The sequence below is a fragment of the Candidatus Eremiobacteraceae bacterium genome (assembly GCA_035314825.1).
Lineage (GTDB): Bacteria > Vulcanimicrobiota > Vulcanimicrobiia > Eremiobacterales > Eremiobacteraceae > JAFAHD01.
Genome location: DATFYX010000031.1, coordinates 25,081 through 35,319 on the forward strand (window position 1 = coordinate 25,081; position 10,239 = coordinate 35,319).

Consider the following 10,239-nt stretch of genomic DNA (forward strand, 5'->3'; position numbering starts at 1 on the left):
ATCACGAACGAGCCATGCGCGTGTAGAGCTTGAGCAACGGGTGCGGGTCGAGATCGACACCTGCGTGGCGCAGGATCTCCAGCGCCGCCTGGCGCGCGGACTTGGAGAGCGTCGGGCGAGTGCAATAGTAGCCGCACATAGCGCGTAGCGCGAACACGTGGGGCTCTGGGTCGGGCAGCGCCGTCAGGCGCTGCTGCGCGATGCGCGCGATCCGCTCGATGCCCGCGTGCGCGGCACCCGCGTCGGGATAGCAGGCGACGAAGTTGAGCTCACCGTGAGCCCGGTCTTCGTCCTGATCGACGAAGTAGTCGAGCAGGATGTGCAATCCGGTGAAATATGGGAAGCACGCGTCATATATCTGTTGGGCGTGCAGGGCCGGCAGACCGCGGGTGAACGCCGCGTGCGCGAGCGCGAACGTCGCCATCGTCGAGCCGCTGGCCGCGGCGCCCTCAAACCATGTGAGATCGGGGGCGACGTTCCCAAATGCGGCTTCGCATCGGCGCTCACGTTCGCCCGGAGCCAGATGCTTGAGCGCTTGCAGCTCGCAATAGCGGCGTGTGATGTCTGCGACCAGCGCATTGACGGCGCCGTAGGAAGGCAGGCCGGCGAAACTCGCCTGCGATTCAGCGACAAGAGCGGCGAGATAGCCGCCGTCAGCCACCCGACGATGTCTGAAGTAATCGCGCAGTGGCGCCCCGGGCGTCACGGCGTCGGCGAGCGCCTCGTGCAACGCGCGGAAATCGGCCTCGTCCTGCGCGCCGATGCGATCGCATAGATTATCGAGGTAGTCGACCGCCGTCTCGTAGGCTGCCACGAGTTTGACGAAGCTTGCCGCTTCGGCTGCCGGCAAGAATGTGGCGAAGACGCAGCCGCCATGCACGTGAAAGGCCTTGTGTCTGATGCTCGAGAGCGCTTCGCGGCGTAGCGACGGATCGGGGATCGCGCCGGCGCGCGTGCGCCAAGCGCGCAATCGCGACGACGCCTTGGGCACGACGGCGGTGAGAAAGCGCAGCGCCAAGGCGACCGTCTGGTTATCCACGCGAGTGCCCATACGACGAGTTCAAGGTCGCAGCCCTGCGCGCGTCGTAGTCCGCAGCCACATTCACGGCGCCGGCAGGGCTTTGTAGGGAGGTCTCCTTCGTTGCGTTACTCAGCCGCGATCTTCGCGTGCATCGCGATGTTCGTCATTTCTTGGTCACCGCAGCCATCGCGGTCCGCGAACGTGGTCGCCATCCCGGTCTCGATCACGCCGGTCGGCAGTCCGTCGCCGTCGGCGGTCTCGGCCGGCGATGTCGTCGGCGCCCCCTACGAGAGGTTCAAAGAGAACGCAGAATCGCAGCCGGGTCTATTCACGGTGTGGCGCAAGAGCGGGCGCGTCTATTTCGAACTCGCCGCGGCGCAGTTCGACACTCCCTACCTGCTCGTGCCGACCCTTGTCGACGGCATGGATGCGCAGCGCTTCCTCGTCTCCGGCGTGCCCTTCGGCTCGTACCTGCTGCGTTTCCATCGCACCGGCGAGCGCGTCATCGTGTTCGAAGACAATCCATACGGCAAGGCCAAGCCGGGGACGCCGGCCGCGCTCAGCGTCGCGAACTCCTATCCGCCGTCGGCGATCGCCGCTGTCGCCATCGCCTCGGTGGATAAGGCGACGGGCAACGTCGTGATCCCCGCAGACTTCCTGTTGACGGATATCAACGATGTCACGAGTCTGATCAACAACCCATTCGCGTCCCCGCTCGCGCGCTACTCGCTCAACCCCACGCTGGGCTACTACGGGCCGAGCAAAGCGTTTCCGAAGAACGTCGAGGTCGAGACGGATTTGACATGGAGCTCCGGGACAGGCGATCCGACGCTCGACGCGGTCCCCGACTCTCGCTATCTCTTCCTCAAGATCCATGACAGCATCTTGGAGCTGCCAGACGACGGCTACCGGCCGCGCCTTGCCGACGACCGGGTGGGCTATTTCCTGACGGCGCGGCGCCAGTACGACAACCAGCAGTACGGCGACAACAGTTTTGAGATCTACATCAACCGCTGGAACGTCGAGAAATCCGACCCCAACGCGCGCGTCTCGCCGGCCAAGAATCCGATCGTGTACTACATCCTCAACGAAGTACCGGTGCCGTATCGCGCGCCCGTGCGCGACGCGATCCTGGAATGGAACAAAGCATTCGAAGCGGTCGGCATCACCCACGCGATCGAAGTGCGCCAGCAGCCGGATGACCCGAACTGGGATCCTGACGACGCGCGCTATTCGATCGTGCGCTGGGCGACGACGTCGATCCCGGCGTTTAGCGCATTCGGGCCGAGCATCACCAACCCGCTCACCGGGGAGATCTTCCGCGGTGAAGTGGTGATGGACGCCAACATCGTTCGCGCGTATAACTTGCGCTACACGGAGATCATCGATCCGACGCGCGGCGCGTCGGCTGCCGAGCGCTTCGCCTGTCAGATGCACGATTGCGACCTGGCCACCGAGGTGGCCAATCAGCGCGATTGGGCGGTCCTGGCGATGCAGCTTGACGGGCGCATGGCCGAACCGTCATCGCAGTATACCAACGATTCCATCAAGCAGATCGTGCTGCACGAGTTCGGACACACTCTCGGCTTGCGCCACAACTTCGGATCGGAAGTCATCTACACGATGCCGCAGGTCCAGAGCAAGACCTTCGCACGCTCCCACGGGATCGTCGGTTCGGTCATGGCATACACGCCGGTCAATCTGTCGCCGCACGGCCAGCCGCAGGGCGAGCTGTTCATGCTCACGCTCGGCCCGTGGGACTACGCGATGATCAAGTACGGGTACGAGCAGATTTCCGCAAGCTCACCCGAGCAGGAGCTGCCGACGCTGCGCGGGCTTGCTGCGACCTATACCCAGCCGGATCTCCACTATTCGACCGACGAAGACGCGCAATTCGTCAACGGCTTCGCGACAGATCCGCGCGCGAACCCGTATGACCTCACAAACGATCCCTTGCTGTTCGCACGCAATAATCTCGCGATCGACCAGCGCATGTTCAACCTCTTGCTGACGCGCCGCCCGCAGTCGGGCGATAGTTACGAGATCGTGCGCCGCGACGTCGCGACGGTGTTGGCCAACTGGTACCGCTACACGCTGTATGCGACGACGTATATGGGGGGCGAGTACTTCACGCGCAATCACAAGAACGATCCTAACGCGAAGACGCCGTTCATCCCGATGCCGCGGACGCAAGAGCGGCAAGCGTACGAATTGCTGGACCACTACGTGTTCGGCGAGGCGGCGTTCGGCATCTCGCCGCAGCTGCTGAACAGCATGGGTTCCACGCGCTACAACCACTGGCAGAGCGATCCGAACGACACGGGCAGGCTTGACTTCCCGCTCGAGGTCGCGATCACGAATTTCCAAACGCTCGTGCTGCGCCGCATGTTCGACGCCAACGTGCTGGCGCGGCTTGACAGCATGGAGCTGCGTACGTCCAAACCGGGGCAGACCATGAGCCTCGCTGATCTGTTCGACTGGACGTATCAGAGCGTCTACGGCGACCTCGCGAAGAGCGGGCTGACGACCATCGGGCCGGTGCAGCGCAGCTTGCAGTACCGCTACGCCGACCTGCTCGCGCACATCGCCCTGCGCCCCGATCCGGGCACGCCGAGCGACGCGCGCGCCCTGGCCCGCCATCAGCTGGCCTCGCTTTCGACCAGGATCACGCAGACGCTGAATCGCGACAACCTGGACGAGGTCACGCAGGCCAACCTCGAGGCGATCCGCAGCACGGCCGACCGAGCGCTTAGCGCTCAGGTGATCACACCGGCGCCGTAGCTGCAGTCGCGGCGCGAGGACGCACCGCGCAGGAACCGGAAAGGAGGACCGTATGCGTACCATACTGCCCTCCTTTTTGTTCGGCGCGGCCGCGCTCGCTGCGGCGATCGTCGCCGGCACGGGCAACGCGGTGGCCGACGCCCCGACGCCGCCCCCGCAGGCTTCGACGCCGCCCAATCTCATCGTCATTCGCACGTTTGGATTCGTGCCCGCGAACATCACGGTGACATCGGGGACGGCCGTCGCATTCCGCAATGAGGACACGACCGCGTCGCACACGGTCGCATCGACGACGGGTGCGTTTGCGCCGCAATTCCTGGGCTACGGGATGGTCTTCAGCGTGACGCTTGTCAAGGCCGGCAAGTACCCGTTCAACTGCTCCGACGCGCCGTACATGAAGGGCGAGATCACGGTCACCGGAGGCAGCGCTTCGAGTCCCTCGCCCTAGCTCGCCGCTGCGCGGCGCGTTGATGAGCGGCCGGACGCGGCCAGACGCGGCATGCGGCGCGGCAGGACGATCGCGCGATCAGAACCCCGCGCGTTCACGCGCACGAACAACGGCGAGATCCGTACTTCAACGGCCTGCGTGAAGAACTCGGCGCCCAGCTGGTAGGCGTTCCCCTCGAGATGCAAGATGCACCGCGCATTGACGACGGCGGGTGTCGCCGTGTCGCGCCATTGGCGCGGGTCCTTCGCCCACCGGCATAGGAACACGGCGAACATGTCGCGGCGCAGCCATAAGACCATCGCGAGGGCGAGCAGTCCAAACCCGTAGAGCAGGTTGGGTTGGAACGTCAGGAACGCCCGTACCTGCGATATGATATCCGTGTTCGCGGCGTCGCTCGCAGAGGCGAATCGGTTGGCGAGCGATCGGTGGCCGCGCAACTGGGCCGCCGAAGCGTGCGATTGCCGCGCGCTGGCGCGTGCGACGTGCCCGACCGTGGGAACGTGCTTGCCGTGCAGGTTGGAACCTTGGATCGCTGTGCCCGGCTCTACGTAAGGGGCGAAACCTGAGAAGCCGAGCATCGGCAGGATGGAGGGTGCCGCCGCGAGTCCGAGCATCAAGCCGCAGAGGACAGCGAAGAGCAGTCCTAATATCTCTTGTAACTGGACCTGCGGTTCACCGCCCGCGTTCCCACCAGGCATTCGTCTAATCCCATAAGACAGCCCGGTCCCCCAGCGTCACACTACGCGTGTGACACTCGAAGGTCCTCGGACTGGTGGACTAAAACGAAAGACCCGGAAATTTCGGATAATCTGTGGAGGATAACGGGGTCGAACCGTTGACCTCTTGCATGCCATGCAAGCGCTCTACCAGCTGAGCTAATCCCCCGAGCGAGCGGTCCTTTTTCAAGCACCGCCCTTGCGACTCCCGCTCTACTTGACCGTCGTGTCGCCTTTGCCGACGATCGCGTCGTTCGCGGTCATCGACATCGTGATCGGTCCCGTGTAACCCGGCTTGAGATCGAAGTAGACGACCGCTTTGCCGGTGACGCCGGGGTCGAGCGAGTCCGGATCGCACTTGTTCTCCGCGGATTGGTCGGCGGTGATCACGGTGCCGTCGGAAAGCGCGATCGAGAATTCAGAGGGATCGCACTGGACCGGGTCCTTCGATATGTTGTGGATCGAGAAGCCCAACCGCAGCAACGCCGCACCCCCGGTCGTCACCGCTACGTCGTCAAATGCGAGGTCGACCGCCTTGCGCATCGGCAGCGCGGCCTGGGAGGCCTGCGGCGACGCGGCGGCCGGCGCCGTCGTAGTCGCTTCCTTCTTGGAGCAGGCCGGGGAGAGCACGATCAGGAGAGCGAGAGCGCTGCTAGCGGCGATGGTCCGGTCCATGTTGACATCCCTCATTGCGCGAACGGGTGCGATGAACAGGAAACCTCGATTTGAATCGCTTCGGCCATGCGTGCGGGAAATCCCACGGAGCGCCCGAAACCACGGCGCGACCGTAGGGAGCTTCTGAGCGTGGCAAAGACCGGCAGCGAATTGCGTCGCGCCGTGACGACGTGGGGTTCGTACGCGTGGGGCTATGCCGACGTCGGCGCCGACATCTATGTCGCGCTCGGCGCGGTCGTGGGCATCGCGGCGGGCGCCTCGAACATCGCGTTCGGTTTCGCCGGACTCGTCTATGTGTGTATCGGCCTCGCATATACGGAGCTGGCCGCCGCATACCCGATCGCCGGCGGCGGGCAGTTCTTCGTCACTCGAGCGCTTGGCGATTTCATGGGCTTCGTCGCCGGCTGGGCCGTACTGCTCGACTTCACGATCGACATCAGCTTGTTCGCGTGGTTCACCATCGGCTACGTGAGCTCTCCCAAGTTGATCCCATGGCTTGCTTCGCCCGAGCATCACATCTATTATTTCATCTGCGTCCTGGCGGTCGCCGGTTTTTTGACGTACATCAATGTGATCGGGGTCAAGCAGTCGTCGCGCGTCAACGAAGTCGTCGCGGCGGTCGACGTATGCGTCGAGACGTTCATCTTGGCCTGCGGCTTCCTGTTCGCGTGGCACCCGCAGCTGCTCGTGCATACGATGCAACAGCACTGGCCGACCACCAACGATCTGCTGAAGGGCGTGTCGTTCGCCATCGTTTCGTTCGTCGGCCTCGAGAGCATCTCGCAGGCCGCCGAAGAGACGCAGCGCCCGTCGACGGTCATGCCGCGCACGTCGGTCGCGCTCATCTTGACCATTCTGATCTTCGCGCTGGCCTACTCGAATCTGGTGCTCGGCATGCACGGACCGATCGACGCGAACGGTCACGAGACTCCGCTGTTCGCTTTTTTGGGGAACAGCCAGAACAACGACAAGGCGATCGCGCTGCTGGCGGGCATGCTGCCGTACGTCGGCGGAGCGCTCGCGTACATCGTGCCTGCCGTCGGTGCGTTCCTGCTCATGATATCCAGCAATTCCGGGGTGTTCGGCGCATCGCGCATCGCCTATTCGATGGGCAAGTACCAGCTGCTGCCCTCGCTCTTCCAGCAGATCAGCCGCAAGACCAAGACGCCAGTGGTCACGATTCTGATCTTCTCAGGGGTCGCGCTCGTCGAACTGCTCGCGGCGTACAGGCAAGGCGACGATGCGATCAACTTCTTGCTGGATCTGTACGCCTTCGGCGCCGCGCTCTCGTACACGTTGGTCTTCGTCGCGCTCATCACGTTGCGATTCACCGATCCGTGCGCGCCCAGGCGGTTCCGCATGCCGCTCAACTTCCCGGTGACGGTCGGTGGGCGGACGGCGCCGGTCTCGGCGCTCTCGCTCGTCGGCCTGGCCGGCATTTTCGCCATCCTCATCTTCACGCTGCTCACGCATCCGATCGGGCGGATCGCCGGGCCGACCTGGGTGCTGCTCGGGATCGTCTTCTTCGCCATCTATCGGACGCGCACGAAGCGCCCGGTCTTCGGCAGCGTGCCGCGCCATTGGGTGAAGCTGCACGAAGACACCCTCGCCAATGCGGGCGAGCTTGAGATGCTCGACGAGTACCGCGAGTGCATCGCGGCTCGTGGCAAGTGAAGAAGAAGAGGGCGGCCGCAGCCGTCCTCTTCGGGTCGTGGTTCGCGCCCGAGCCTAATGGACCGGAGCGAGCTTGACGCTGGTCATGCCGAGCGCTTGCGCGACATCGTAGAACGCTTGATTCGAGATCTCGTGGTACTGGAGGTCGGCCTTCTTGCCCAGGCTCGGATCCGCGTCGATGTCGTTCATCACCTGGACGTGGATCTTGTGCGAGACGGCCTTGTCGAGCAGCAACTCGATCTGGAAGTACCCTTGGCTGTCGGTACCGGCCTTGATGAGCCCTTCCGCCAGCGCCTTGCCTTCGAGCGGCGCCGGGGCAGGCAGCTTGATGCCGGCCGCGGTTGCGATCTTGAGCGAGTCGTCGACGGCGAAGTCGAACGTCTTGAGCCACAGGGTGACCGCGTCAGCGCCGTACTGTTTGGACAGTTTGGCGACTTCCGCGTCGACCGTCGGTTTGCCGACCATGCTGACGAGCGCGGTGGCGGTGGAGTAGTTGGCTGCGCCGCCGCCCGCTTTGACGAGCGCGGCCGTGACGTCGAGCGCGGGAGGCCCGTTGTATACCGGGCCGCCGAAGCGACCGTGCATCTCGCCGTTCACCGTGGTGTCTTGGCCGGTGTCAGTGCCGGCTGCGAGTGCGGCCGAGCCGGCGCCGAGGATCGCGACCGCTCCGAGCGCCGCGACAAATTTGGAGATGATCATGCCCTTATTGCTCCTTGCAGGGGTGTAGGGTTGTTCAGTTAGCTAACGTTGCGAAGGCTCGTTCGGATGAGCCCTTTGCTGCGCGCGGCGAAGACAGCCCGCGGGTTGGGACCTCTCGTGCGACATTTTCGGGTCGAAGGCCCCAGGGGGGAGCGCGGCCCGCATGGCGAACCGCCGCCTAGTCACTCCTCGTCCCGTGGAGGTTTTATCGTGCGCAGATTCATAACGCCGGCACTTTCGCTTTTTGCGTGTGTCGTGCTCTTCGCTTGCTCGTCGACCGGCAACACAACCCTACCGGCCGCCCCCGCCATTCCGGCGCCGGTGATCGGCCAGTACACCGTCGCGGCCGGCGACCCGGGCGACGGCGGACCTCCTAACGCCGCGGGCTACACTTGGGACATCAGCAGCATTGTGGCGAATCGCATCGGTCCCCCGGGCGGCACGTATACGGAAATCGTCGTTAGCACGGCATTTGAACACCCCGACGGCGTGGCCGATGGCACAGCAGGCGGAAGTCTGACGCCGGCTGGTGGTCCAGATTGCGTCGTCAGCGCGTCAAACGCGGTACTCTGCGGCCAGATATACATCGATACGGATGGCAATCCGGCAACAGGCAACAACGTGACGATTTGCGGCGCCAACGGTTCCTACCCCGGAACCGATTATGTCGTTGATGTGGGTGCAGATGCGCCCCTCAACGGTACCGGCCAAGCGCCAGTTTTTGCGAGCACCGGTGGCGTTTTGGAATCCATGCAAGTCGGATACGCAACCGTAACTGTCAGCCAAGGCGGAAGTGGGGTGAACGTGTTCATCCCGATTTCGCTCATCGGTGGCAGCGCAAACGGTCCCTTCAACGTCGGTGTGGCGTGGGGCACCGCTGGGTTTGCAAACGACTGCGCTGCCAACACGGGATTCATCCCCGACTTCCTGGGAGGAAATGGACCCGCGTCGCGCTCGTTTAGCCACCCATAAGACGCCCGAGCCAGGACACGAGGGTCGCGGTACGCCGCGGCCCTTTCTTTTCGTGACGCCGCCACCGGAGGGCAACTGTGTCAAGGGGGAGCGCCATGCGCGGAAGAAGCTACCTTTAATCGCAATCGTCACTCTGCGTCCCGTGGAGGTTTAATTGTGCGCAGACTCATAACGCCGGTATTTTGGCTTATTGCAAGTGTCGCGCTGTTCGCTTGCTCGTCCACCGGCAACACGACCCTACCCGCCGCCCCCGCGATCCCGGCGCCGGTGGTCGGAAGCAGTTCCACTGTCTCACCCGTTCAGGGCGTAGTGTACCAATGGGACGTCAGCACGTTACAGTCGCAGCGCATAGGACCACCGGGTGCCGCCTACACTGAGCTCGTGGTCAGCGGGGCGTTCGTGCAGTTTTCTGGGCCGAACGCCGGCCAACCAGATGATACCGCTTTCCCGAGTCTGCCGCCAGCTGGCTCCACTTGCACCCTCACCACGCAACTGTGCGGTCAGATCGAAATCGACATTGACAACAACCCGGCCACCGGGGCACTCGTCGGTTATTGTGGAGTAAACGGGACGTGGCCCGGCGTCGACTACACGGTTGATCTCGGCACGATTTCGCCGATAAACGCCGATGGCACCGCGGAGATCTTCTCGAACGCGACTGGGTTCGAAGCGACTCCGGTCGGCGAGGCGACGATCACCGGTGGAGCGGGCGGCAGCGTGGTGAATGTCTTCATCCCGATCTCGCTGATCGGCGGAGCGTCTGGCGGGCCGTTTAACGTCGGATCAGCGTTCGGCAACGTGGCCGGACCCACCGTCTGCGCCGCAAGCAACGGGTACATCCCGGATGTGAAACACCCCGGACCACCGTCGAATAGTTGGAAAAACCACTAAGGGAGAGCCAACGGGCAAGTGGACAAGGGTCGCGGCACGCCGCGGCCCTTGTCTTTTCGCGGCGCGGCCCCGATACTAGTAGTGCATGAGCGATCGCACCGCGCGATTTTCGATAGTCATTCCGGCACGCAACGAAGGGCGCTCGTGTCGCAAGTTCGATCATCTCGGCGACTGGTATCTGCTGCGCAATGCGCCGCGTCTCGCGTCGATGCTCGGCGGACATAACGAAGGCGAGGCAAACCACTTCTTCTACGATTTCCCGCGCTAAGCAAAGGAGAAAGCATGCGTGCCGTCCAGCGTCTAAGGCTAATCCCTCGCGTTATGCTCGCCACACTCGCGATCGGCGCCTTGATGGCTCCGGC

General features: G+C 63.8%; 10 protein-coding genes and 1 tRNA gene. 6 read left to right on the plus strand and 5 right to left on the minus strand.

Going from position 1 to position 10,239, the window contains the following annotated elements; all coding sequences use genetic code 11:
- Position 1 precedes the first annotated feature (1 nt).
- Positions 2–1,051 carry a DUF2600 family protein gene (locus VKF82_04450; GenBank protein HME81307.1) on the minus strand — a complete coding sequence of 350 codons (1,050 nt, stop codon included), beginning with the start codon at positions 1,049–1,051 and terminating at the stop codon, positions 2–4.
- 90 nt (positions 1,052–1,141) lie between these two features.
- Between VKF82_04450 and VKF82_04455 the strand changes: the two genes are divergently transcribed.
- On the plus strand, positions 1,142–3,802 hold the full coding sequence (locus VKF82_04455) for a zinc-dependent metalloprotease (protein ID HME81308.1): 2,661 nt from the start codon (positions 1,142–1,144) through the stop codon (positions 3,800–3,802).
- Positions 3,803–3,854: 52 nt separating this feature from the next.
- Positions 3,855–4,250 carry a cupredoxin domain-containing protein gene (locus VKF82_04460; protein HME81309.1) on the plus strand — a complete coding sequence of 132 codons (396 nt, stop codon included), beginning with the start codon at positions 3,855–3,857 and terminating at the stop codon, positions 4,248–4,250.
- Here VKF82_04460 and VKF82_04465 read toward each other — a convergent pair.
- The 3 genes from VKF82_04465 to VKF82_04475 all read right to left on the minus strand — a co-directional run bounded on the left by VKF82_04465 (position 4,247) and on the right by VKF82_04475 (position 5,641).
- A complete protein-coding gene (locus tag VKF82_04465; protein HME81310.1) occupies positions 4,247–4,948 on the minus strand; it encodes a hypothetical protein in 702 nt (233 codons plus the stop codon). The two genes, VKF82_04460 and VKF82_04465, sit on opposite strands and share 4 nt — an antisense overlap.
- Before the next feature lie 114 nt (positions 4,949–5,062).
- Positions 5,063–5,135, minus strand: a tRNA-Ala gene (locus VKF82_04470).
- 44 nt (positions 5,136–5,179) lie between these two features.
- A complete protein-coding gene (locus VKF82_04475; protein ID HME81311.1) occupies positions 5,180–5,641 on the minus strand; it encodes a DUF4352 domain-containing protein in 462 nt (153 codons plus the stop codon).
- A gap of 129 nt (positions 5,642–5,770) precedes the next feature.
- Here VKF82_04475 and VKF82_04480 point away from each other — a divergent pair, with 129 nt between their 5' ends.
- Positions 5,771–7,315 carry an APC family permease gene (locus VKF82_04480; protein HME81312.1) on the plus strand — a complete coding sequence of 515 codons (1,545 nt, stop codon included), beginning with the start codon at positions 5,771–5,773 and terminating at the stop codon, positions 7,313–7,315.
- Positions 7,316–7,369: 54 nt separating this feature from the next.
- Here the strand turns inward: VKF82_04480 and VKF82_04485 are convergent, their stop codons facing one another.
- Positions 7,370–8,014 carry a hypothetical protein gene (locus tag VKF82_04485; GenBank protein HME81313.1) on the minus strand — a complete coding sequence of 215 codons (645 nt, stop codon included), beginning with the start codon at positions 8,012–8,014 and terminating at the stop codon, positions 7,370–7,372.
- Between the two features lie 210 nt (positions 8,015–8,224).
- On the opposite strand from VKF82_04485, the gene VKF82_04490 reads away from it, so the two are divergent.
- The 3 genes from VKF82_04490 to VKF82_04500 all read left to right on the plus strand — a co-directional run bounded on the left by VKF82_04490 (position 8,225) and on the right by VKF82_04500 (position 10,145).
- Positions 8,225–8,986: a hypothetical protein gene (locus tag VKF82_04490; GenBank protein HME81314.1), complete on the plus strand. Its 762-nt coding sequence runs from the start codon at positions 8,225–8,227 to the stop codon at positions 8,984–8,986.
- A 156-nt stretch (positions 8,987–9,142) separates the two neighbouring features.
- Positions 9,143–9,877: a hypothetical protein gene (locus tag VKF82_04495; GenBank protein HME81315.1), complete on the plus strand. Its 735-nt coding sequence runs from the start codon at positions 9,143–9,145 to the stop codon at positions 9,875–9,877.
- Positions 9,878–9,962: 85 nt separating this feature from the next.
- Positions 9,963–10,145, plus strand: coding sequence for a hypothetical protein (locus VKF82_04500; protein HME81316.1), 183 nt, complete (start codon positions 9,963–9,965; stop codon positions 10,143–10,145).
- Positions 10,146–10,239 lie beyond the last annotated feature (94 nt).